The sequence below is a fragment of the Streptomyces sp. NPDC002467 genome (genome assembly GCF_042889825.1).
Taxonomy (GTDB): Bacteria; Actinomycetota; Actinomycetes; order Streptomycetales; family Streptomycetaceae; genus Streptomyces.
Window position 1 is genome coordinate 25,850 of record NZ_JBIARJ010000027.1, and the last position, 20,798, is coordinate 46,647.

Genomic DNA, 20,798 nt, shown 5'->3' on the forward strand with positions numbered 1-20,798 from the left:
ACGTCTCCTACTGGTGAGGTACCGGCTTGGTGCTGCGCACCCGGGAGGCGAGCTGGTACTCGCTCAGGTCCAGGCGCTTGGTGCCGCGGCGGAAGCGCCAGGTGTACGTGGGGAAGATCGAGGTGTTGCGGCCGTTGGCGTCCAGGTACCAGCTCTTGCAGCCGCCGGACATCCAGACCGTGCCCTCGAGGTGCTGGTCGAGCTTGCGGTTGTAGGCGTCCTGCGCCTCCTGCCGGACCTCGATGCTGGCCAGGCCCCGCTTCTCGGCCTGCTGGAGGGCGTCCACGATGTACTGGACCTGCGCCTCGATCATCACGGTCTGCGAGGAGTGGCCCAGGGCCGTGTTCGGGCCCAGCAGCATGAAGAGGTTGGGGAAGCCGGCGATGGTGGTGCCGCGGTGCGCGGACATGCCGTCCTTCCAGGTCTCGCGCAGCTGCACGCCGCCCTTGCCCCAGATGCGGCGCGCGACCGGGCGGTCGGTGGCCTGGAAACCGGTGCCCAGGATGATGGTGTCGACCTCGCGCTCGACGCCGTCCGTACCGACGATGGACTTGGCGCGGACCTCCGCGATGCCGTCGGTGACGATCTCCACGTTCGGCTGCTGGATCGCCGGGTACCAGGTGTTCGAGAACAGCAGCCGCTTGCAGGCCACCAGGTAGTCCGGCGTCAGGCGCTTGCGCAGCGCCTCGTCCTTCACCGACTTCTCCAGGTGGTCGCTCGCCATCTTCTGGACCTTCTCGGCGAGCTTGGGGCGCTTCCAGAAGAACGCCAGGATCTCCCGGCCCCACATGTTGAAGCCGCGCCGGAACTGCTGGTAGCCGGGGACCGAGCGCAGCATCGCGGTGTGCCGCGGGGTGTTGGGCTTGTCCGGCTTGGGGCCGATCCAGGCGGGGGTGCGCTGGTAGAGGTCCAGGTGACCGACCTCGGGCTGGATCGCGGGGACGAACTGGATCGCCGAGGCGCCCGTACCGATGACGGCGACGCGGCGGCCGGCCAGCTCGTGGTCGTGGTCCCAGTTCGAGGAGTGGAAGACCTTCCCCTCGAACTCCGACAGGCCCTTGATGTTCGGTACGGCCGCCTCGCTGAGGTAGCCGGTGCCGGTCACCAGGAACTGCGCGGTGTACTGCCCCTGCGAGGTCTGGATCTTCCAGTGCCGCTCGCCCTCGTCCCAGCGGGCGGCCTCCAGTTCGTGCCCGAACCGGATGTGCGGGCGCACGCCGAAGCGGTCGGCCGTATCGCGCAGGTACGCGTACAGCTCGTCGCGGGAGGCGAACGTCGACTTCCAGTTCGGGTTCCGGGCGAACGAGAACGAGTAGAGGTGGGACATGACGTCGCACGCACAACCCGGATAGCTGTTGTCGCGCCAGGTGCCGCCGACCTCGTCGGCCCGCTCGAACACCAGGAAGTCGTCGATGCCGGACTGCAGCAGTCGGATGGCGGTGCCCAGGCCCGAGAAGCCGGTGCCGATGACCGCGACCCGCAGGTGCCGGGTCGGGCCGCCGCCGCCGGGAGCGGCTGCCGTGCCGGTCAGCGCCCCGCCGTCGGTGGCCGGGTTGAGAATGCTCGCCACGTCGGCCTCCTTAACGGCGCGTGATGGTGACGCGGAAGTTGTTGAAGAACTTGTCCTCGAGCGTGTACGCGAAGATGTCGAGGTAGCGCTCGAAGCGGGAGACGACCTCTTCGCCCTCCATGGCCACGGCCTCGTCCCGGCGCTCGGCCAGGAGGACCAGCCAGGCGCGGCAGGCCATCGCGAAGGACTCGCGCTCGTTGACGATCTCGTCGATCTCGAAGAGACCCTCGGCGGCGGAGCTCAGCTCGTGCAGGTGCGGGATGTGGCAGCCCTCGAACTCGGAGCGCTGCAGGAACTTCAGGTCGTCGAGGAGCGCGCGGTTCATCGGCAGCGCCTCGGCGGTCATGGTGTGCAGCACGAACTTGGCGCCCGGGTTCAGGGCGTTCGCGATCTGCTGGAAGAAGTAGCGGTAGCGCTTGGTGCGCTCCTTCGGCGGCAGGTTCGAGGAGACGAAGTGCTCCAGCGCGTTGATGCAGAACGCCGCGTCGTACTTCTCGCTGTCGTCGGCGACCTTGTAGTCCGCCCAGCTCTGGACCAGCGTGGTGATCTTCGGGTTGTTGAGCCCGTCGATGAACGCTTCCTGGGTGCGGGACAGGGTCAGGCCGACGGCCTGCTCCGCGCCGTGCACGGTGGTGAGGCGGTTGAGCATGGTGCCCCAGCCGCAGCCGACGTCCAGGACGCGCTTGGTGGAGCCGGCGCGGACGCCCGCGAGCTCGGCGAACTTGTCGAGCTTGCGCTCCTGGGCCTCGTCCAGGGTGGCGACGAGGTCCTCGCCGTCCTCCCAGTAGCCGCCGGAGTACATCATCGTGGGGCCCAGCAGGAGCCGGTAGAAATCGTTGCTGACCTCGTAGTGGTGCCTGATCGCATCGACCTCGGGGTCCACCGACTTGGGGGCGACCGTTGTCATCCTGATCCTCTTTCCTGCGTGTCCGGCGGGCCGTATTTCCGAATTCGCGTCAGAGAAAACCGGATGCCCCGCAAGGCGTGCGCAAGACGGGCCGGTTTCACGCCACCGTCCGGTGTTGCGCCTTCCTTGCGGGGGCGCGGCTTTTATCGCTCTCGAAAACCAGACACGCACTGCCGAGTTGCATTGCCGAGAGAGGACCGACCCCATGTCGCTGCCCACCATCGAAGAACTGGCGAGCCAGCTCGAGGCCGTTTCGGGTGCCGCGGAGGTCAGCCCCGACGCCCCGCTCCAGCACATCGCGGACGTCGACTCGCTGGACCTGATGGAGTGGCTGTACGGATTCCAGAACCAGTACCCGCACATCCCGGCCGACGAGTCCCTCTTCGCCGACCTCGACGACACGACCACGCTGCGTGACGTGTACGCGAAGATCGTCGAGCTCGTCCCGGCTCAGGCGTAGCGAGGGGTGACGTGACCGGCTTCGACATCACCGGGTGGGGCATGTCCGTACCCGAACGCATCGTCACCAGTGCCGAACTCGCCGAACGCTTCGGCGTGGACGAGCACTGGATCACCAGCCGCTGCGGCATCCGCGAGCGGCGGGCGGTCGACCCGGGTCAGACCACCGCCTCCCTGGCCGTCGAGGCCGGCCGGCGTGCGCTGGACAAGGCCGGCCTGACCGGCGCCGACATCGCCCACCTCATCGTCGCGACCGCCACGCCCGAGCAGCCGTCCCCCGCGACCTCCGCGTTCGTCCACCACGAGCTCGGCATCGCGGGAAGCGCGCACGACGTCAACTCCGAGTGCGCCGGCTTCGTCTACGGGCTGGTGTCCGCGATGGCGCTGATCGCCATCGACCCCCGTCCGATCCTGCTGATCGGCTCCGACACCCACACCCTGACGGCCAACCCGGCCGACCGGGACCTGTCCATCCTCGTCGGCGACGGCGCGGGCGCGATCGTCCTGCAGCCGGGCTCCGAGAACCGGGTCAAGGCCTGGAACCTGGGCGCGGACGGCTCCTGCACCGGCTCCCTCAAGGTGCTCGCCGGCGGCAGCCGGATGCCCACCACGCAGGAGACGCTGGACGCGGGCCTCCACTACGCGCAGATCAACGGCAATGAGATCTACCTCAACGCCGTCCGCTACACCGTCCGCACGGTGCGCGAGACGCTGGAGAACGCCAAGGTGGACGCGGCCGACATCGACCACGTCGTACCGCACCAGGCGAACATCAGGATCATCAACTCGATCCTGTCGCACACCGGGCTCCGCCAGGAGGCCCTGATCACCAACCTCCAGAAGTACGGCAACACGGCCTCGGCGTCGATCCCGATCGCGCTGACCGAGGCCCTGGAGGAGGGCCGGATCAAGGCCGGCGACAAGGTCCTGCTGGCCGGCTTCGGAGCCGGCATGACATGGGGTTCGATCCTGATGGAATGGGGCGGTGTCGCGGCATGAGCAAGAACAGTGCGGGTGTGCGGCCGGAGTCCCCGGTCGCGCTCGTGACCGGTGCCTCGGGCGGCCTCGGCCAGGCCCTGGCGCTGGAGCTGGACGCGCTGGGGTGTCGGGTCGCGGTCCACTACAACAGCTCCCGGGAGGGAGCCGAGGCGGTCGCCGAGAAGCTGACCAACCCGTCGGTGCTGGTCACCGGTGACGTCGGTTCGTGGGAGGCCACCCAGGCCCTCTACCAGCAGATCTCCGACGAACTCGGGCCGGTGGACGTCCTCGTCAACAACGGGGCCATCCGCAAGGACAGCCTGATGGCCATGCAGAACCCGGCGGACTGGGCGCAGGTCATCCAGACCAACCTGATCGGCTCCTTCCACACCGCCCGCGTATCGGTGCCGTACATGCTGCGGCAGCGGTGGGGCCGCGTCATCAACATCGTGTCCCCGTCCGGCATCATCGCGACGGCCGGACAGACGGCGTACTCGGCGTCCAAGGCCGGTCTGATCGGCTTCACGCGGACCCTCGCGTCCGAGTGCGGTCGGCGTGGAGTCACGGTCAACGCGCTCTCGCCCGGCTTCATGATCACGGGTATGACGAACACCCTTCCGGACCGGGTGATCGAGGGCATGGAGGACAAGGCCCCCATCCCGCGGTTCGTCACGGTCGAGGAGGTCGCGCGCAGCGTCGGGCTCTTCCTGGACCAGGACTGCATGACGGGCCAGGTCATCAGCATCGACAGCGGGGTGTCCATCACCTGACCCCCGGGGTCGTCCCCCTCGGCTCCGGCCTCCCACCCCCCGGGGAGGCCGGAGCCGTTCGTCGTACGTGCGTGCCTGTCCGTCCGCCTGTCTTCCTGTCCGTTCGCAGGTGTACGAAAGGCCGCCGCCGCGGAGACTCCGCGGCGGCGGCCTTTCGTACGTCGTGGCAGGGACGGACGGTTCAGGCGGCGGGGGAGGAGGCCACCCGGTGCGTGACGCAGCCGGTGGCCCGTGAACGGGTGCCGGGCGCGCGGTGGTCCACCTCGAAGACCCCCATCAGCACCGGGTCCAGGCAGGTGCACGAGCGCGGGGCCGGCCTGGGCTCCGGAGTGCGCAGCAACTCCAGGTAGGCCGCCTCCGTCTCCGGGGCCGGGTCGATGCCGAGCTCCTCGGCCAGTACCTCGCGCAGCTGCTGGTAGCTGCGCAGCGCCTCCGCGCGGTTGCCGGCCCTGGAGTGGGCCGTCATCCGGCAGCGGTAGGCGCTCTCCCGGAACGGGGCGCGTCGCACCGCCTCCTCCGCGTAGCGCAGGGAGTGGTGCTCGTCGCCCAGGGCCGAGGAGGACAGGCTCGCGATCTCCAGCGCCTTCAGGCGCAGTTCTTCGAGCTGCTCGCGCATCGCGTCGACCCATTCGCCCTCGTGGGAGGGCAGGAACGAGCCGCGCAGGTTCGACACCGCGCCGGCCGCGAGCTGCTGGGAGACCGCGTAGGCCCCCGTCGCGTACGCCTCCGTGGCCTCGGTCACGGCTATCTCCGCGCACTCCACGTCCACGGCCGCGTCCTGCGGCAGTCGCAGGATGTAGCGGCCGCCCTGCGCGATGAGCGGAGTGACCCCCGGCTGGTCACCGGGCGTCGTGACGAACGTACGGACCCGGCTCACGAGGCTGCGCAGCGCGGAAGCCCAGGTGTCCGGCAGGCCCTCGGGCCAGATGGTTTCGGCCAGTTGGTCACGATCCGTGCCCCCGGCTCGCTCCATGAGCAGTCGTGCGAAGGCCACCTGGGCCTGGGCGCTCGACAGGTGTTGTGGCGGTGCTCCGTCCGGCTCGATCGTGACAAGGCCTACGAGTCTGATCAGCACTATGCACTCTCCGAAACGGTCGTCATCCGGCCGAGTCCCCCAAGTTCGTGCGATTCAGAGAATAGCGGCGGACTGCTCTTGCGTCGCTCTTGCGCCCCCCGAGCCTTAATGGAATTCCACTAGAGCCGAGCCGGAAAAACGGCGGAGCAACGATGGAGTTCCGGGTCAGCCGGACGATCACGACGAGGAGAAGAACGTGAACTCATCCGCTGCCTGGAAGCGCTTGGAGCCGAAGCTGGCGTATTTCCGCGACCGCGTCGCGCAGCTGGAATACGAGCCCAACCGGAAGAACAGCTTCGTCGCCTACACGGCCGAGCGGGACTCCGCGTACGCCGACCAGGACGGCCGCCGGCTGCTGATGATGTCGGGTTACTCCTACCTCGGCCTCGCCGGCGACGAGCGCGTCGTCGCGGCCGCCAAGGCCGCCGTCGACCTCTACGGCACCGGCAACCACGGCGTCCGCGCCCTGGCCGGCACGACCCCCCTGCACGAGGAGCTGGAGGCGGAGGTCGCCAAGGTGGCCGGCCGCGAGAAGGCCCTGGTCTTCGGCTCCGGCTACGCCGCGAACACCGGCACCGTCGGCGCGATCGTCGGCCCCGGCGACACCGTCTTCATCGACAAGTACGACCACGCGAGCATCGTCGACGGCTGCAAGCTCTCCGGGGCCAAGGTCGTCCGCTTCCGCCACAACGACGTCGCCCACCTGGAGCGCCGCCTCGCGACCGCCCCCGACACCGGCGTCCGCCTCGTCATCGTCGACAGCGTCTACTCCATGGACGGCGACATCGCCCCCCTGGTCGACCTGCGCAAGGTCTGCGACGCCCACAACGCGCTGCTGATGGTCGACGAGGCCCACGCGCTCGGCGTCATCGGCGCCACCGGCAAGGGCATCGAGGAGCACTTCAACCACGAGGTGAAGGTCGACGTCAAGCTCGGCACCCTCTCCAAGGCCATCCCCTCCATGGGCGGCTGGGTCGCCGGCTCCGCCGAGTTCATCCACCACCTGCGCTACGCGGCCCGCCCCTTCCTCTTCTCCGCGGCCCTCGGCGGCGCCCAGACCGGCGCGGCCCTGGAGTCCCTGCGGATCCTGCAGCGGGAGCCGTGGCGGGTGGAGTTCATCCAGAAGCAGTCCCAGCGCTTCCGCGACACCCTCAACGACGCCGGGATCAGCACCGTCGACAGTGAGACCGCGGTCGTCCCCGTCATCGCCGGCTCCGACGACGCCGCCTACGACCTCGCGACCGTCGCCCGCAAGAACGGAGTCATCGGCCTCCCCGTGGTCACCCCGGCCGTCCCCAACGACCTGGCCCGGCTGCGCATCGCCATCACCGCCGCCCACACCGAGGCCGACCTCGACTTCGCGGCCGAGGCCTTCATCAAGTCGGCGCGCGAGTGCCGGATCATCTGACCGCCCTCACGACGACGACCGTCCACACGCCTTAGGGAGCAGACAATGCCTGGACCGTCCAGGGGCAGTTCGGCCCGGCCGCCCGTAGCCATCACCGGCATGGGCGTGGTCACCCCCGGCGGGTGCACCCCGGACGAGCTGTGGCAGACGCTGCGGGCCGGCCGGTCCACCGCCGCCGAGCTCACCCACTTCGACCTCAGCCGCCACCGGGTGAAGATCGGCTGCCGCGTCCGCGGCCTCGACGGCCTCGCCGGGCTCGTCCCGGCCAAGGAAGCCCGCCGCATGGATCCCTTCGCCCATTACGGAACGGCCGCGGCCCTCGCCGCCCACTTCGACGCGGGATCGCCCACCGCCGAAGCCGGCCGCACCGCCATCGTCGTCGGCAACGCCGTCGGCGGGCGCGCCACCAGCGACCTGGAGTCCGCCCACTTCACCGAAGGCGGCCCGGCCAAGGTCAACCCGCTGATGCCGCTGATGACGATGCCCAACGCGGCCGCCGCGCACATCGCCATCCGGCTCGGCTGGACGGGCCCCGCCCTCACCGTCGCCAACACCTGCGCCAGCGGCGCCGACGCCATCGGACACGCCCTGATGCTCCTGCAGACGGGCCGCGCCGACCTCGTCATCGCCGGCGGAGCCGAGCACACGCTCACCCCGGTCACCCTGGCCGGCTTCGGGAACCTCAACGCGGTCTCCTTCCGCAACGACGACCCGGAGCACGCCTCGCGCCCCTTCGACAAGGACCGCGACGGCTTCGTGATGGGGGAGGGCGCCGGGTTCGTCGTACTGGAACGGCTGGACGACGCGCTGGCCCGCGGCGCGAAGACGTACGGCCTGGTCGCCGGGTACGCGGCCACCGCCGACGCCCACCACCTCGCGATGCCGCTGCCCGACGGCGCAGGCGCCGCGGACGCCATGTCCGCCGCCATCGCCGACGCCGGCCTCGCCCCCTCCGACATCGTGCACGTCAACGCCCACGGCACCTCGACCCCGCACAACGACCGGTCCGAGGCGGCGGCCCTGCGGAAGGTGTTCGGCACCTCCCAGCCGCCCGTCACCGCACCGAAGTCGGTCATCGGCCACCTCATCGGCGCCGCCGGGGCCGTCGAACTCATCGCCACCGTGCAGGCCATGCGGCACTGCGAGGTGCCGCCCACCGCCAACCACGAACAGCTGGAGCCAGGAATGGACATCGACGTCGTCCACGGCGCACCCCGCGCCGTGCCCTCGGGACCCGCGATCACGAACTCCTTCGGGTTCGGCGGCCACAACTCCTCCGTGGTGGTGACGCCGGTATGACGCTCCTGTCGCTGCCCTCCCCGGTCCGCACGCTCACCGTCACCGAGCCCCAGATCACCGACTACCGCGGCGCCGCCCGGCGCGGGCTGACCACCGCCCGCCCCGGCCAGGCCTCGCCCGTCCACACCTTCGTCCTCGCCCACACCGTGGCCGAGCAGACCGTCGCCGCGCTGACCGAGGCCGAGCCGGGCCCGGTGTCCGTGGTCCACCTCGGCCAGGACATCCGCACCGTCCGCCCCGTCCGGCCCGGCGAGGAGGTGACCGTACGCCTGGACGTGCTCGGCATACGCAAGGAGCCGCGCGGCGCCCGGATCGCGCTGCGGGTCCGCCTCATCGGCGAGGACGGCCCGGAGCCCTTCGCGGAACTCGTCATCTCCGCCCTGTTGGTCGGCGCGACCCTGCTGGAGCCCTTCGGCGACATCGCCGGCGGCCCCGCCGCCCCCACCCCGCTCGGGGCGGGCGAGCCGCAGACCGCGGTGCACGAGCTGACCACCGACTGGATCAGCACGTACGCCCACGCCTCCGGCGACCTGAACCCCATCCACCTCGACGAGGACGCGGCCCGCGGGGCCGGCTTCGACACCGTCATCGCGCACGGCATGAGCGTCGTCGCCCTCGCCGTGGAGGAGGCGGTCGACCGCTTCGCGGACGGCGACTCCGCCAAGGTGCGCGGCCTCGGCTGCCGCTTCTCGGCCCCGGTGCCGCCCGGCATCCCGCTGGAGATCACCCTCCAGCCCGACGCCGAGGCCCGCGTCGTCCGCTTCACCTGCAAGACGCCCAAGGGCGCCGCCGTCAAGAGCGGCTGGATCGAGTTCGACCGGCCGGCCGCGCAGGGGGCGGGTGAGGCGCCGTGACCGGGATCCCGACCACCCCCGCCGTCGAACTCGGCCTCTTGGGCGGCTTCCTGACCCAGGTCCGCGACCGGCCGCACGCCACCGCCCTCGTCTTCAACGGCGAGGAGACCACCTACCGCGAGCTGTACGAGCTGGCGGGGCAGGAGCGGGACCGGCTCGCCCGGCTCGGACTCGCCCCCGGAGTGCCGGTCGGCGTCCTCGCCGACAAGTCCCCCGCCACCGTGGCGCTCGTACTCGGATGCCTGCTCTCCCGCCGGCCGCTGCTGCTCCCGTCCCCCGCCCTCGCCGACACCCTGCTCGCCGATCTCTTCGCCCAGGCCGGATGCGCCCACGTCCTCGCCCCCGGCGGGGAGAGCGCCCGCGTCGCACCCAACCCGGACGTCGCGGCCCAGCCGCTGCCGGCCGACGAGGCCGCCGACACCGCCTTCATGCTCACCACCTCCGGCTCCACCAGCCTCCCGAAGATCGTCCCGATCACCCTGGACGCGGTGGACCGCTTCACCCGGTGGGCGGGCAACGCCTTCGAGATCGGCCCCGACCGGACCGTCCTCAACTACGCCCCCCTCAACTTCGACCTCTGCCTCCTCGACGTGTGGACCACCCTCGCCCGCGGCGGACGCGTGGTCCTCGTCGACCCGGCACTGGCCGCCCACGGCCGCCACCTCAGCGACCTGGTCCGGCGCCACGACGTGCACGTGGTGCAGGCCGTGCCGATGGCCTTCGGGCTCCTCCAGGACGCCGCCGCCAAGACCGGCGACACCTTCCCCGGCGTCGAGCACGTGATGTTCACCGGGGACGCCATCCCCGACCGCACCTTCGCCGCCCTGCCCGCCCTCTTCCCCAAGGCCCGGATCCACAACATCTACGGCTGCACGGAGACCAACGACAGCTTCATCCACGAGGTCGACACGTCGGCCACCTCCTTCCCGCCCGTCCCCATCGGCCGCCCGCTGCCGGGCGTGCAGACCCTCGTCCTCGACCCCGACACCCTCGCCCCCGTCGAAGGGCCCGGCAGCGGAGAGCTGTTCGTCTCCACGCCCTTCCAGACCCGCGGATACCTCGACCGGACCCGGCACGCCGACAAGTTCACCGGCCACCCGCTCGGCCTCGACGACCGCCGCTGGTTCCGCACCGGCGACCTCGTACGGCGCGACGCCGCCGGCACCCTGCACCTGACCGGCCGCACCGACTTCCAGGTCAAGGTGCGCGGGGTCGCCGTCAACACCGCCGAGATCGAACGGGTCCTCCAGGAACACCCCGAGGTCCTCGAAGCGGGCGTCGCCGCCCTGCCCGACCCGATCGCCGGCAAGCGGCTCGTCGCCGGAGTCCAGCGGGCCCCCGGATCCACCCTGACCGGCCTGCAGCTCCGTACGCACTGCGCCCGGCACCTGCCCAGGGCCGCCGTGCCCCACCAGCTCACCCTCACCGACGCGCCGTTGCCGAAGACGGCCACCGGAAAGGTCGACCGCAAGGCGCTCGACCGGCTCGACCAGCTGAGCCTCACCACCACACCCGTCGCCTCACCCCTCGTCTAAGGAATGCAGCCATGAGCAACGTCGACACCATCAAGAACTTCGTCATCACCGAGTTCCTCCCGGGCACCCCGGCCTCCGAGCTGGCCGTCGAGCACGACCTCCTGAACGACGGGGTCATCGACAGCCTGGGCGTCCTCAAGCTGATCGCCTGGGTCGAGGACCGCTTCGAGCTCGCCATCGGCGACGAGGACCTGGACCCCAACAACTTCCGCAGCGTCGAGGCGATCGACACCTTCATCAGCCAGGCCCGCAGCACGGCCGCCGCCTAGGCCAACCACCCACGGCACCCCCACGGAGACGAGACGGAGACGACCGTGCACGACGCACTCACCGGTCTGCTGGAGCAGAAGGCTCCGGTCGACCGCGAGACCTGGCGGTCCTGGTGGGACCAGCTGGGCGCGGGAGGCCTCGACAAGGCCGAGGTCCTCGCCCTGCTGGCCTCCCTGACCAGCCGGCTCCCCGACCACGAGACCCTGCGCCACCTGCTGGACTCGCTCGCCGAGCGCCGGCCGGCGGCCACGGTGACCACCCCTTGGGAAGGCACCGTGAACGTCGTCGGCACCGGCGGCGGGCCCAAGACCTTCAACATCTCCACCGCCTCGGCGTTCGTCGCCGCGGCCGCAGGGGTCAAGGTCGTCAAAACCGGCTCCCGGGCCTACACCAGCTCGCTCGGCTCCGTCGACCTGCTGGAACGGCTCGGAGTCCGTCTCACCTCCTCGTACGCCCAGACCGAGGACACCCTCGCCGCCTTCGGGATCGCCTTCGCCGGGCCGTTCGTCTACCCGGCGCAGCTGACCCGGCTGGCCCGGACGGTGGCCCCGACGAGCATGAAGCCCTTCGGCCGGTTCCTGAACGCCCTGGGACCCTTCCTCGCCGACCTGCCGGTGACCGCCCAGGTCACCGGGGTCTCGGCCGCCGCACCGATCGACACCCTGCGGGAGCTCGCCGCGACCACCACGACCCGCCGCATCTGGCTCACCACCAACGACACCGGCGCGGACGAACTGCTCCCCTTCGCCACCAACACCATCCACGGGGACCGCTCCCTGACCCGGATCATCCGGCCGGGCGAACTCACCCCCGGGGACGGTTCCTTCGGCGACCTGCGACCGGCCGCCGACCCGGCCGGGGCCGTCGACCACTTCCTCTCGGTCCTCTCCGGGACGGCGGGCCGGGTGGCCACCCGTACGGTCTGCCTCGGCGCGGCCGCCCTGGTGGTCGCCGCCGGCACCCGCCGGGACTGGCCCTCCGCGGTCTCTCTCGCGGAGGAGGCCGTCCGCTCCGGCGCGGCCCACGACCTGGCGCGGCGCCTCGCGGCGGCGGCAGCGGCCGCGGCTCCGGGGAAGGCTCCCGCCACGGCTCCGGCTCCCGCCACGGCTCCGCGCACCCTGGCGGTGTCCAGTGTCTAGCCTCACGGCGGCGGGGACCCTCGCGGCCCCGACCGCGGCTGTCGCTCCCGCCCCCGCTCCCTTCTTCGCCCGCCGCGCCCCCGGCGGGGTGCCCGGACTGGCGCTGTTCCTCAACGCGGGCGACCCGCCCCTGCCGGTCCTGCGGGACCTGGTCCTGATGCTCGACGAGGAGGGCGTGGACTGCCTGGAACTGGCCGTCCCGTTCCCCGACTCGTTCACCGACGGCCCGGTCGTACGGCGCTCCGCGCGCCGCGCCCTGGACCGCGGCGGGGCCGGACTGGACGACGTACTCGCCTTCATCGCGGACGTACGGCCGCACCTGTCGCACCTGCGGATCGCCCTGCTCGCCGACTGGAGCCACTCCCTCAAGCACCGGGACCTGGCCGCCACCACCCGCGAGATCGCCGCGTCGGGAGCGGACGGACTGCTCGTGCACGGGCTGCCGCCGAGGCTGCGCGCCGAACACCTGGAGTCCGCCGCGGCGGCGGGCCTCCCGGTCGTCACCACCTGTTACGCCAAGAGCGACCCCGAGACGCAGGCGCTGGCCGCCGCACACGCCTCGGCCTACCTCTACCTCGTCGCCCACTACGGACGCAGCGGCACCGCACCCGCCGAAGGCCATGCCGGGTTGGCGCGGACGGTCACCGACCTCCGGGCGCACTCCGACTCCCCGATCGCAGTCGGCTTCGGGGTCAGCACACGGCAGGACGTCGAGGCGGTCGGCGCGGCCGGCGCCGACGCCGCGATCATCGGCTCCGCCGCGGTGGCGGCCGTGGAGCGGGCGCAGGAGGCCGGTCGCGACGTGACCGAGGCCTTCCGCGAGTTCGTCCGCTCGGTCCTGCCGCGGGAACCGCACCGCACCGCCTGACCGGTACCGATCCACGATCCACGATCCGCCAGAAGAAGGCTCCACCCCTCATCCGGAACATCCGCGCACCACCATCACACCGGGAGACCGTCATGATCGTTCGCGACATCGAGTCCGTGAAGACCGTCGAGTGGGGCAACGGCCTCAGCCGCCGCTTCCTCCTCGCCTCCGACGGCCTGGGCTACTCGCTCACCGACACCCTCGTCCTGGCCGGCACCAAGTCCCGCCTGGAGTACGTCAACCACCTGGAGGCCTGCTACTGCATCGCGGGCTCCGGCGAGGTCATCGAGCTCGACGGCACCTCGCACGAGATCGTCCCGGGCCGGATGTACGCCCTCGACCAGCACGACGCGCACTACCTCGTCGCCAGCCCGCACGAGGACCTGCGCCTGGTCTGCGTCTTCTCGCCGGCCCTGCGCGGCGACGAGGTCCACAGCCTCGACGCCCACACCTCCTCCGCCTACTGAGGCGCCCCGGCGCACCCGGCGCCCACCCGGAGCGCCACTCATCCGAAGCACCGCCACCGAAACAAAGGGGTCCGTCGTGATCCGTTGGAACGCCGACCAGGCCGAGCTGCGCGACAGCCTGGAGCGGTGGGGAGACGCACTCAGCGCAGACCACATCGAGCTCGACGAGCAGTCCGCCTTCTCGGAGGACAAGTGGAAGCTCGTCCAGAAGACCGGGATCCTCTCACTGCCCTTCGACGAGGACTTCGGAGGCCTCGGACAGTCGATCCTCACCACCATGTACGTGCTGGAGGGGCTCGGCGAGTACAACCGCGACGCGGGCCTCAGCTTCTCGGTCACCACGTCCATCTGCTCGACCGGAATCCCGCTCCAGAAGTTCGGCACCGTCGAGCAGAAGGAGCGCTACCTGCCCCTGATCTGCTCGGGCGAGGCGATCGGCGCCCACGCCATCACCGAGGCCGAGGGCGGTTCGGACGCCATGGCGATGGGCACCAGGGCCATTCGTGACGGGGACGACTTCGTCATCAACGGCAGCAAGGTCTTCGTCAGCAACGGACCGGTCGCCGACCTGGTCGTGGTCTACGCCCGGACCCACCCGGACGGCGGGCCGCTCGGAACGACGGCGTTCCTGGTGGACCGCAACACCCCCGGGATCAGCGCCGGCAAGCCCATCAAGAAGATGGGCCTGAGGACCTCGCCGATCAGCGAGCTGTTCTTCGACGACGTACGGGTGCCCAGGAGCGCGGTGCTCGGCAGGGTCGGCGGCGGGTTCATGGTCATGGACTACGTGATGAAGCGGGAGATCCTCTTCTCCTTCATCGTCAACGTGGGCGAGATGCAGCACCGGCTGGAGCGGTGTGTCGAATACGCGAAGACGCGTAAGTCGTTCGGAAAGGCGATCGGTTCGTACCAGACGATCGCCAACAAGATCGTCGACATGAAGATCCAGCTGGAGACCGCCCGCAAGTGGCTCTACGACACGGGTGAGAGGCTCCAGGCCGGCGAGAACGTCACCCAGGACCTCGCCATCGCCAAGCTCGTCACCAGCGAGGCCAACCTGGCCGGCAGCATCAGCGCCGTACAGATCTTCGGCGGCCACGGCTACATGTCGGAGTTCGGCCTCGAACAGGAAGTGCGCAACGCCGTCGGAGGCACCATCTACTCCGGCTCCAACGAGATCCAGTACAACCGCATCGCCTCCACGCTGGGACTGGGCAAGTGACCACCGCCCGCCCGCTGTCCCAGACGCTGCTGAAGGTCTGCGGGGCCACGGTCCCGCAGGACATCGAGGCGGCGGCGGCCGCCGGGGCCGACTGCGTCGGGCTCTGGCACGGCGTACCCGGCGGCCCGTCGGAACTGGACCGGGACGGGTTCGCCGCCCTCGCGGCGGCGGCCCGCTCGGCCGGGCTCCTCCCGGTCCTGGTGACCTTCCTGGCCGACCCCGCCGAAATCGCCGGGCTCGTCCGGCGCACCGGGGCCGGCTGGGTCCAGCTCCACGCCTACCAGCCGCCGGCCGTCGTACGGGCGCTGCGCGAGCAACTGCCCGCCGAGACCGGCATCGTCAAGGTGCTGCACGTCGAGGAGCGCGGCGGCTGCGTGGAACGCCCGCTGATCGGCGCGTACGAACGGGCCGGCACCGACCTGTTCCTCCTCGACACGGCCACTGGGGACGGCCGGATCGGCAGCACCGGACGCACCCTCGACCCGGCCCGCCTCACCGCCCTGTTGCCCCGGCTGACCAGGCCGTTCCTGCTGGCCGGAGGCCTGTCCCCGGCCAACCGGGCCGCCTACGAGGAGGTCGTGCACCACCCCGGGTTCCGCGGCATCGACGTGGACACGGCGGCGCGCGACCTGACGACCGGCCGCTTCGGCGTCCCGGAGATCGCCGCCCTGGCCCGCGCCTGGCGCACCGACTCCCCCGTCCCACACCTCACCGACGACCCTCGACTGGAGCTTTCGCGATGACGAAGCAGAACCGGACCGGCTTCCCTTTTCTCGAGGCCCTCCAGGCCTCCCCCACCCCAGTCGTGATGGAGGTGAAGCGGCGCGACGCGCACGGGTACGACCTGGTCGGCGGCAGAACCCCGGCCGCGATCGTGGGGTCGTACGAACTCGCGGGCGCGCCCTGCATCTCCGTGGTGACGGGCCGATGGTTCGGCGGCTCGCCCGCCCTGCTGCGGGACGTGGCGGCGCTGACCGACCTCCCGCTCCTCCAGAAGGACTTCATCACGAGGAAGGACCAGATCCGTACGGCCAAGGAGCTCGGCGCCTCCGCGGTGCTGCTGACGGCGGCCCTGCTGCCCGCGTCGAGCATGCGAACGCTGGTCACGGAATGCCTGCTGACCGGCCTCACCCCCTTCGTGGAGGTCACCGACGAATCCGAACTCGAAGCGGTCCACCACCCCGAGGAGTGCGTGATCGCGGTCAACAACAAGGACATCAAGACGCGCGAGCGCGGCGCCGGCGACCTCGGCCGCTCCCTGGACCTGCTCCCGGCGCTCCGCGCGATCGGCACCGCCTGCCCCGTCAGCGCCAGCGGCATCGAGGGCCCGGCGAACGCCGCCGAACTCCTCGACGCCGGCTTCGGCGGCCTGCTGGTCGGCACCTCGCTGCTGCGCACCGGATCCCCGACGGCGTGGGTGGACGCGATGGCCTCGGCACGGAAGGAACTGGCGGTCCGATGACCACACTGCTCGGCGGAGTACGCCCCTACACCCTGAACGCGGCGGGCATCCCGCTGTCGGCGATCCTGTCCCTGCCGGAAGGCGCGGCCGACGGTGCTGCGCCCCGCTCGACGATCCTGGCCATCCACGGCCGGGGCATGCGGGCGGCCTACTGGAACTCCTTCATCCCCCTCGCCACCAGCCTGGGCCACGCGGTCCTGGCGGTCGACCGGCCGGGTTACGGCGACTCGGCGAACCTGCTGCCGGAGGGCCAGGGCCTGGCCGCCCAGGCGGAGACCCTCCACGCGGCCCTCAAGGAACACGCGGCCACGCACGACATCGGCGCCGGAGTCTTCCTCCTGGGTCACTCGGACGGCGGCAAAGTCGCGCTCCACACGGCGGCCACGGACGGCGGCGTTCCGCTGCTGGGCCTGGACGCCTCGGGCGTCGGCTACCGATACAACCCCGAGGCCCTGCACTTCCCGTCCACCCTCGGCGGCGGCGCCACCAAACTCAACTGGGGCCCCCTGCCCCTCTACCCGCGCGGCACCTTCCAGGCCAGCCGCGCGCTCCTGTCCCCCACCCCACCGCGGGAGTCGGCCGAAACCCTGCGCTGGCCGGGCCAGTACGAGGACCTGGCGGACCGCGTGCGCATCCCCGTCCGGCTCACCTTCGCCGAACACGAGGCCTGGTGGGACCTGGACCCGACCGTCCTGACGGCGATGGCCGCCCGCCTCACCTCGTCCCCGCGGGTGGCCCTGGAACACCTCCCGGCGGCGGGCCACAACATCAGCCTCGGCCACGCGGCGGCGGCGTACCACCTGCGGGTGCTGATGTTCCTGGAGGAATGCCTGCCGCCGGCGGGCGCCTAGAGCTCGGAGGTGTCGAGCACGATCCCGAACGGCTCGGGCAGCCGAAGGGCCGCACCGAAGGGGTGCGGCCCTTCGGTGCGGGTGTACCCGAGCCGGCCGGGTCCGGAGAAGAGGGTGACGGTCTCTTCGACCCGGTCGATGAGGAGGTACAGCGGTGCGCCGTACTCGGCGTACCGCTTCCGCTTGACGACCCGGTCGGTCTCGGCGTCGGACTCCGAGGTCACCTCGACGATGAGCAGCGTCTGATCGGGCAGGAGGGCCCCGCCGCCCTTCGCCAGTTCCCTCGGTACGACGGCGATGTCGGGGACGTACCAGTTGGAGGACCCGGGCAGGTCGAGGTCTCCTGACCCCATGCAGCAACCCAGCTCATCGACCCGGCCCTGGATCGCCCGTCTCACCACGGCAACGGCCGCTTCGTCACCCCACGGCCGGGACTGGCACACGATCCACCCTTCGACCACCTCGACGTGATCGTCGGCCATGCGCTTACCGCCACGATCCTGAGGACCGGGCATCCTGGTGGCGGCCTTGGCTGGACCTCGTTGCGGGCACGGTGGCCCGAGGCGTTTCCGTGCGCCGGGCCCGCATCGTGTCCGAGCCGGTCAGTGAGTACACGCGCTTCCTCCACGACACGACGTTCACGAACGTCGCGGCCGGCGAGGACGTGCGCTGGCTGGCTCGTCGGGAAGCCAGCGCCATCGCTCTGCCCGGCACCGATTTCTGGCTCGTCGACGGGCGGCTCGTCCGGTGGAACCACTTCACCGGTGAAGGGGCGTCCGCAGGTGGTGAGATGAGCGAGGATCCGGTGGCAGTGAAGCTGTGCGCGGATGCCTTCGAGGCTGTCTGGAGCCGCGCGACCCCGCACGACGACTACGTGATCAGATAGCCGGAGCCCAGTTCATGCCCGTATCCCCGTCCTCCGCGGCGCAGGCCGCTCGTCGCAGCGTCGCGCACCGGCTGCGTGAACTCCGTATGGAGGCGGGGATCAGCGGGAGCGAGCTGGGCGACCGTTGTGGCTGGACGCATTCCAAGTCCTCGCGCATCGAGAATGCGAAGACCCCACCTACGCCGGACGACATCCGCCGCTGGTGCGATGCGTGCGGCGCCCAAAACCAGACAGCGGACATCATCGCCCAGTCCCAGAACGCCGAGTCGCTCTACTTGGAGTGGCGACGGCGGGTCCGCAGCGGTCTGAAGCAGTTGCAGAACAGCTACGTCCCCCTCTTCCGGTCCACTCGCCTTTTCCGCGTCTACTCGGCCACGCTGCTGCCGCACTTCGTGCAGACCGAGGGCTACGCCTCCGGCCTGCTGACGGCGATCAGCCGGTTCCGGGAGATCCCCGACGACGTCGACGAGGCGGTCACCGCTCGCATGCAGCGCAACGAGATCCTGAGGGAGCCGGGCCGGCGTTTCGTCCTGCTCGTCGAGGAGGCCGCCCTCAGGTACCAGTTGGCTGACACGGAGGCCATGGCAGCTCAGCTGGGTCACCTCATGACGGTGGGCGCCATGCCGTCCGTCAGTCTCGGCATCATCCCCATGGCGTCCCGCGGACGGGGCCGGTGGAGACCTTCCACATGTACGACGACACGCTCGTCTCCGTAGAACTGCTGTCAGCCCGGGTCACGGTGACACAGCCCTCCGAGATCGAGCTCTACGAGAAGGCCTTCGCCGGGCTCCAGCAGTTGGCGGTGTACGGCGCCGAAGCCAGATCGCTGATCATGGAAGCCATCGCAGCCCTGGCGCCGGCCGAAGGGTGAATGCCCACCCGGGGTGGGACTCGTCAGCCGACGGGGCGTAGCGGGGTGACGGGGCGGAGACTGTAACCCTAGGGCGTCAGACTGTAACCCTAGGGTTACAGTCTCTTGGCGCATCGGTGCAGGTCAGCTCGGGTATGGGCTGATCGCGCTCTTATGAGGAAAGTACGCGCGCCGTGGGAACGGTCTACGCCACCACCCCTCAGCCGGCCGTCTGTACGGTGCGGCGCGTCTTGGGCCTGGCGCTCAGGAGCTTTCGGATATGCGCGGCAGGGTGTGGTCCCGACGGGCCCGGGGGCCCGACGAGCCCCCACTGGGTTCACGTCCGCCGTGGGCGGCCTGCGGCACCGTCGGGGTTGAAAAGCTCGCAGCGTGGTTGATGCCGGTGGGTGGTTGCGCGAGTCCCGAAGGGCCGGTGACCCCACTCGGGTTTCGTCGGGGCGCACCTTCTGTGGCTCGGGTTGACCGGGTTGCGCGTAGTTCAGCGGTCTTGAGGCGGGGGTGGGATGGGGATCGGTGGGGGCGGGGCGTAGGGCGATGAGAGCCGGATCGGTTGGTACGTGCTCCGGCCCCCGGTGCGTGTCGCACCCGGGGCCGGAGTTGGGGGCGGTGTCGAACCGTCAGGCCGCGACCACTCGGCTCACCAGTTGGTCTCGGATGCGGGACGGGATTTCCGGGGCGAAGCGTTGGAGGTAGTGGTCCATGTGGGAGTCGTCGCCGACCAGGAACGGGAGGTCGAAGACCAGGAGCTTGCGGACCGCCAGGAGGGGGAGCGGGGCGCGGAGGGGGCGGAAGGACTCGTTGTAGAGGCCGGGCTCCTCGCACACCGGGTGGAACTGGCCGATCATCAGGCCCTCCGCCACGAACTCGTCCTTGGCCTTGCGCTGGAGTTCGTCCAGTTCGACCGAGTCCGTCGGGTCGAAGGCCGGGAGGACCAGGAGGATCGTCAGGAGCTCGCGGTCCTCCGGGGAGAGGGGCTCGGAGAGGGTCGCGTGGCGGGTGCGGAGGGAGTCGACCGCCTGGCTCAGGTCCTCGCAGTCGGGGGAGGGGAGGGCCAGGTGGAAGAGTTCCTTGCGGAGCGAAGGTTGGGTATAGGGGCAGACGGGGCCGGAGCGGCCCAGTTCCGGGTGGCTGGAGACCAGGAAGTCCCGGCTCCACATGAGGACTTGGAGGAGCGGGCCGATCGCGTCGGCCGGCACCTCGCCGCGCGCGATCTCGCCCGCGGTCCAGGACTGGATCAGGTCGTCGCCCCTCATCGGGGGTTCCTCCACATCGGTCGGAGTGCGGGGCCGTTCGAGGGGAGCGTGATGTCTCCGCCCAGGCGCTCGAAGCCGAGGCGGCGGCAGGCGGCCTCGCCGCCCGGGGAGCTGGCTTCCGCGTAGACGGGTGCGGCTTCGGCGTCCGCGCGGGCTATGACTTCGCCCAGGAGTTCCGTCATCAGGCCGCCCTGCTGGCGGCCCGGGCGGACCGCGCCGAAGGAGATGTAGTAGTGCGGCGGGTCGTGCGGGTGGTGTTCCGCCTGGAGGCGGGCGATCGTGCCCAGGGCGTCCGCGTGCTCGCCCAGGGCCTCGGCGAAGGCGGCGTCCAGGGCCGCGTCGTCGGGCTCGGCGCCGGGTGGGAGGAAGAGCAACACCGCGTCGCCGTCCGGGGTGGTGAGCACCGCGTCGTACGAGGCGGAGAGCTCGACGAACACGCGGAAGAACCCGGGGAGGAGCTCGGCTCGCAGGCGCTCGTCGGGGATCATCCAGCGGGTCAACGCGTCCTCGTGGAAGGTGGTCGCGAGGAGGGTGGAGAGGTGGGTGATCTGCGAGCGGGTCAGCCGGGTGGGCGTCGGGGTGAGGACGGTCGGGGACAAGGTCGGGGACAAGGTTGGCCTCCTGTGGGATGGGTGGGACGGGAGGGCTCGTTCG

21 protein-coding genes and 2 pseudogenes are annotated in these 20,798 nt (G+C 70.9%); 17 read left to right on the plus strand and 6 right to left on the minus strand.

All coding sequences use genetic code 11. From position 1 onward, the window contains the following. Window positions 1–7: 7 nt before the first annotated feature. Together ACFYYJ_RS37240 and ACFYYJ_RS37245 are read right to left on the minus strand one after the other, a co-directional pair. Entirely contained in the window at window positions 8–1,561 is a 1,554-nt protein-coding gene (locus ACFYYJ_RS37240; protein WP_385363379.1) for a flavin-containing monooxygenase, read from the minus strand. 19 nt (window positions 1,562–1,580) lie between these two features. Then, on the minus strand, window positions 1,581–2,477 hold the full coding sequence (locus tag ACFYYJ_RS37245) for a class I SAM-dependent methyltransferase (protein WP_385126445.1): 897 nt from the start codon (window positions 2,475–2,477) through the stop codon (window positions 1,581–1,583). Window positions 2,478–2,682: 205 nt separating this feature from the next. On the opposite strand from ACFYYJ_RS37245, the gene ACFYYJ_RS37250 reads away from it, so the two are divergent. The 3 genes from ACFYYJ_RS37250 to ACFYYJ_RS37260 are packed head-to-tail and all read left to right on the plus strand — an operon-like array spanning window position 2,683 to window position 4,684. Next, complete coding sequence (locus ACFYYJ_RS37250; RefSeq protein ID WP_219665194.1) at window positions 2,683–2,937, plus strand: hypothetical protein; 255 nt, start codon at window positions 2,683–2,685, stop codon at window positions 2,935–2,937. A gap of 11 nt (window positions 2,938–2,948) precedes the next feature. Continuing rightward, entirely contained in the window at window positions 2,949–3,935 is a 987-nt protein-coding gene (locus tag ACFYYJ_RS37255; protein ID WP_385126447.1) for a 3-oxoacyl-ACP synthase III family protein, read from the plus strand. Continuing rightward, window positions 3,932–4,684, plus strand: coding sequence for an SDR family NAD(P)-dependent oxidoreductase (locus ACFYYJ_RS37260; protein ID WP_385126449.1), 753 nt, complete (start codon window positions 3,932–3,934; stop codon window positions 4,682–4,684). The genes ACFYYJ_RS37255 and ACFYYJ_RS37260 overlap by 4 nt, the downstream gene beginning before the upstream one ends. A 181-nt stretch (window positions 4,685–4,865) precedes the next feature. On the opposite strand, the gene ACFYYJ_RS37265 is transcribed toward ACFYYJ_RS37260, so the two are convergent. Then, complete coding sequence (locus tag ACFYYJ_RS37265) at window positions 4,866–5,759, minus strand: BTAD domain-containing putative transcriptional regulator (RefSeq protein WP_385126451.1); 894 nt, start codon at window positions 5,757–5,759, stop codon at window positions 4,866–4,868. Window positions 5,760–5,955: 196 nt separating this feature from the next. Between ACFYYJ_RS37265 and ACFYYJ_RS37270 the strand changes: the two genes are divergently transcribed. From ACFYYJ_RS37270 to ACFYYJ_RS37325, 12 genes are all read left to right on the plus strand, one after another. After that, the gene (locus ACFYYJ_RS37270) at window positions 5,956–7,167 is read left to right on the plus strand and encodes an aminotransferase class I/II-fold pyridoxal phosphate-dependent enzyme (protein ID WP_385360345.1); all 1,212 of its coding nucleotides are present in this window, start codon (window positions 5,956–5,958) and stop codon (window positions 7,165–7,167) included. A 45-nt stretch (window positions 7,168–7,212) separates the two neighbouring features. Next, the gene (locus ACFYYJ_RS37275) at window positions 7,213–8,466 is read left to right on the plus strand and encodes a beta-ketoacyl-[acyl-carrier-protein] synthase family protein (protein WP_389138868.1); all 1,254 of its coding nucleotides are present in this window, start codon (window positions 7,213–7,215) and stop codon (window positions 8,464–8,466) included. Beyond that, window positions 8,463–9,320: a MaoC/PaaZ C-terminal domain-containing protein gene (locus ACFYYJ_RS37280; RefSeq protein WP_385126455.1), complete on the plus strand. Its 858-nt coding sequence runs from the start codon at window positions 8,463–8,465 to the stop codon at window positions 9,318–9,320. Before ACFYYJ_RS37275 ends, ACFYYJ_RS37280 begins: the two co-directional genes overlap by 4 nt. Then, window positions 9,317–10,855, plus strand: a complete 1,539-nt coding sequence (locus ACFYYJ_RS37285) for an AMP-binding protein (protein ID WP_385360341.1) — start codon at window positions 9,317–9,319, stop codon at window positions 10,853–10,855. The genes ACFYYJ_RS37280 and ACFYYJ_RS37285 overlap by 4 nt, the downstream gene beginning before the upstream one ends. Before the next feature lie 11 nt (window positions 10,856–10,866). After that, entirely contained in the window at window positions 10,867–11,124 is a 258-nt protein-coding gene (locus ACFYYJ_RS37290; RefSeq protein WP_376656250.1) for a phosphopantetheine-binding protein, read from the plus strand. 45 nt (window positions 11,125–11,169) lie between these two features. Continuing rightward, a complete protein-coding gene (locus tag ACFYYJ_RS37295; RefSeq protein WP_389138870.1) occupies window positions 11,170–12,264 on the plus strand; it encodes a hypothetical protein in 1,095 nt (364 codons plus the stop codon). Beyond that, window positions 12,257–13,132 carry a tryptophan synthase subunit alpha gene (trpA, locus tag ACFYYJ_RS37300; protein ID WP_385360336.1) on the plus strand — a complete coding sequence of 292 codons (876 nt, stop codon included), beginning with the start codon at window positions 12,257–12,259 and terminating at the stop codon, window positions 13,130–13,132. The genes ACFYYJ_RS37295 and trpA overlap by 8 nt, the downstream gene beginning before the upstream one ends. 92 nt (window positions 13,133–13,224) lie before the next feature. Further along, window positions 13,225–13,599, plus strand: coding sequence for an ectoine synthase (locus ACFYYJ_RS37305; protein ID WP_376656247.1), 375 nt, complete (start codon window positions 13,225–13,227; stop codon window positions 13,597–13,599). A 76-nt stretch (window positions 13,600–13,675) separates the two neighbouring features. Further along, window positions 13,676–14,821, plus strand: a complete 1,146-nt coding sequence (locus ACFYYJ_RS37310) for an acyl-CoA dehydrogenase family protein (protein ID WP_385126461.1) — start codon at window positions 13,676–13,678, stop codon at window positions 14,819–14,821. Next, complete coding sequence (locus tag ACFYYJ_RS37315) at window positions 14,818–15,564, plus strand: N-(5'-phosphoribosyl)anthranilate isomerase (protein ID WP_389138874.1); 747 nt, start codon at window positions 14,818–14,820, stop codon at window positions 15,562–15,564. Before ACFYYJ_RS37310 ends, ACFYYJ_RS37315 begins: the two co-directional genes overlap by 4 nt. Continuing rightward, the gene (locus ACFYYJ_RS37320) at window positions 15,561–16,283 is read left to right on the plus strand and encodes an indole-3-glycerol-phosphate synthase (protein WP_384578519.1); all 723 of its coding nucleotides are present in this window, start codon (window positions 15,561–15,563) and stop codon (window positions 16,281–16,283) included. Before ACFYYJ_RS37315 ends, ACFYYJ_RS37320 begins: the two co-directional genes overlap by 4 nt. Further along, window positions 16,280–17,134 carry an alpha/beta hydrolase gene (locus ACFYYJ_RS37325; RefSeq protein WP_385126465.1) on the plus strand — a complete coding sequence of 285 codons (855 nt, stop codon included), beginning with the start codon at window positions 16,280–16,282 and terminating at the stop codon, window positions 17,132–17,134. Before ACFYYJ_RS37320 ends, ACFYYJ_RS37325 begins: the two co-directional genes overlap by 4 nt. Here ACFYYJ_RS37325 and ACFYYJ_RS37330 read toward each other — a convergent pair. Next, on the minus strand, window positions 17,131–17,649 hold the full coding sequence (locus ACFYYJ_RS37330) for a Uma2 family endonuclease (protein ID WP_389138877.1): 519 nt from the start codon (window positions 17,647–17,649) through the stop codon (window positions 17,131–17,133). The two genes, ACFYYJ_RS37325 and ACFYYJ_RS37330, sit on opposite strands and share 4 nt — an antisense overlap. Between ACFYYJ_RS37330 and ACFYYJ_RS37335 the strand changes: the two are divergent. Both ACFYYJ_RS37335 and ACFYYJ_RS37340 read left to right on the plus strand, forming a co-directional pair. After that, window positions 17,622–18,020, plus strand: a pseudogene (locus ACFYYJ_RS37335) (DUF6879 family protein); the annotation flags it as partial. The gene ACFYYJ_RS37330 and the pseudogene ACFYYJ_RS37335 overlap by 28 nt on opposite strands. A gap of 14 nt (window positions 18,021–18,034) precedes the next feature. After that, window positions 18,035–18,891 (plus strand): annotated as a pseudogene (locus tag ACFYYJ_RS37340) (helix-turn-helix domain-containing protein). Window positions 18,892–19,508: 617 nt separating this feature from the next. On the opposite strand, the gene ACFYYJ_RS37345 reads toward ACFYYJ_RS37340, so the two are convergent. Next, window positions 19,509–20,144: a DUF6875 domain-containing protein gene (locus ACFYYJ_RS37345; RefSeq protein ID WP_385126481.1), complete on the minus strand. Its 636-nt coding sequence runs from the start codon at window positions 20,142–20,144 to the stop codon at window positions 19,509–19,511. Further along, a complete protein-coding gene (locus ACFYYJ_RS37350; RefSeq protein WP_385360326.1) occupies window positions 20,141–20,755 on the minus strand; it encodes a hypothetical protein in 615 nt (204 codons plus the stop codon). Before ACFYYJ_RS37350 ends, ACFYYJ_RS37345 begins: the two co-directional genes overlap by 4 nt. Window positions 20,756–20,798: the final 43 nt, after the last annotated feature.

Coding starts and splice junctions, on each gene's coding strand:
- ACFYYJ_RS37245 (WP_385126445.1), bottom strand. CDS start 2,477: ATGACAACGGTCGCCCCCAAGTCGGTGGACCCCGAGGTCGATGCGATC.
- ACFYYJ_RS37250 (WP_219665194.1), top strand. CDS start 2,683: ATGTCGCTGCCCACCATCGAAGAACTGGCGAGCCAGCTCGAGGCCGTT.
- ACFYYJ_RS37260 (WP_385126449.1), top strand. CDS start 3,932: ATGAGCAAGAACAGTGCGGGTGTGCGGCCGGAGTCCCCGGTCGCGCTC.
- ACFYYJ_RS37275 (WP_389138868.1), top strand. CDS start 7,213: ATGCCTGGACCGTCCAGGGGCAGTTCGGCCCGGCCGCCCGTAGCCATC.
- ACFYYJ_RS37280 (WP_385126455.1), top strand. CDS start 8,463: ATGACGCTCCTGTCGCTGCCCTCCCCGGTCCGCACGCTCACCGTCACC.
- ACFYYJ_RS37290 (WP_376656250.1), top strand. CDS start 10,867: ATGAGCAACGTCGACACCATCAAGAACTTCGTCATCACCGAGTTCCTC.
- ACFYYJ_RS37305 (WP_376656247.1), top strand. CDS start 13,225: ATGATCGTTCGCGACATCGAGTCCGTGAAGACCGTCGAGTGGGGCAAC.
- ACFYYJ_RS37320 (WP_384578519.1), top strand. CDS start 15,561: ATGACGAAGCAGAACCGGACCGGCTTCCCTTTTCTCGAGGCCCTCCAG.
- ACFYYJ_RS37325 (WP_385126465.1), top strand. CDS start 16,280: ATGACCACACTGCTCGGCGGAGTACGCCCCTACACCCTGAACGCGGCG.
- ACFYYJ_RS37330 (WP_389138877.1), bottom strand. CDS start 17,649: ATGCCCGGTCCTCAGGATCGTGGCGGTAAGCGCATGGCCGACGATCAC.
- ACFYYJ_RS37345 (WP_385126481.1), bottom strand. CDS start 20,144: ATGAGGGGCGACGACCTGATCCAGTCCTGGACCGCGGGCGAGATCGCG.